At 47.8% G+C, this 1034-nt stretch carries 2 protein-coding genes; one reads left to right on the top strand and one right to left on the bottom strand.

The genetic code is table 11. The features are described 5' to 3' along the window. Window positions 1–514, bottom strand: a 514-nt coding sequence (locus J4G02_10580) for a Gfo/Idh/MocA family oxidoreductase (protein MCE2395020.1), incomplete at its 3' end; no start/stop codon positions are given. A 223-nt stretch (window positions 515–737) separates the two neighbouring features. Between J4G02_10580 and J4G02_10575 the strand changes: the two genes are divergently transcribed. After that, a partial coding sequence (locus J4G02_10575) for a HigA family addiction module antidote protein (GenBank protein ID MCE2395019.1) occupies window positions 738–1034 on the top strand: 297 nt, incomplete at its 3' end.

Below are 1034 nucleotides of genomic sequence, written 5' to 3'. Positions count from 1 at the left end.
CAAAGAGGTGTGTCCCCATCTCCATCATCGCGTTGCCTGATTTGCGTCCTCCCTTTTCATAAGCGCGTATCAAAAAGACCTCACCAATCTCCCCTTCAGCGATCAACCTTTTCGCGTAGGCGTTGTACGCGCTGGCACGTTTCTGATGGTTGATGGACAATCGTACACCGGCTGTGTCACACGCTGCGACCATTTCGTCTGCCTCCTGAAGCGTCACAGCCATTGGCTTTTCGCAGAGCACATGGCAGCCGTGTGCCGCTGCGACAAGTGTTGTCGCATGGTGCTGCGGTGCCTGCGTTGAAATCACAACGAGGTCCAGGTTCTCCCGCTCAAACATCTCCTCATAATCTGTGTATAGGGCTGACACACCGTATATCTCTTGGTATGCTTGTAGTGCCTCCTCACGAATATCGCAAAAAGCGACCAAATCCACAAGTTCGTTCTTTATTAACGTATTGGTGTGATCTCTACCTTTTCCGCCGCACCCAATCAGCGCGGCTCGGTATTTTGCCATTGGTCTTGCTCCTTCTCTTTCTTAAGGTATTTCCAAAATTTCGTAGTGATTAGGATAGAGAATCATGCCTGTTGCTCGCTCATTTTAGAAAGTGATAAACTCAAGATCATGAAAAACGTCCGAATCAATGACCAATACCGTATTTGCTTTGTGTGGACAGATACCGGACCAGTTGAAGTTGAAATTGTAGATTATCACTAAACCTATATCAGGGAGAAACAAAATGATTCGTGTGCCAACTAACCGTCCTCCGACCCATCCGGGTGAAATGCTTTTAGCGGAATTTTTGCGCCCAATGGATATCAGTCAGCGGAAGCTCGCAACGGCAATTCATGTATCATACCGGAGCGTTAATGAACTTGTGAATGAACACCGGGGAGTAACACCCCGTATCGCACTTCGCTTGGCGGAATTCTTTGGGGTTTCGCCAAGTTTTTGGATGAATCTCCAACTCCGGTGGGGTCTGTATCATACCAGTCAGAAAGAAACTGCTAATCTAGAGGCGATTCAACCTTACACT

The sequence above is a fragment of the Candidatus Poribacteria bacterium genome, assembly GCA_021295755.1.
In the GTDB taxonomy this organism is placed as follows: Bacteria; Poribacteria; WGA-4E; order WGA-4E; family PCPOR2b; genus PCPOR2b.
This window is presented reverse-complemented; position numbering and strand designations above follow the sequence as displayed.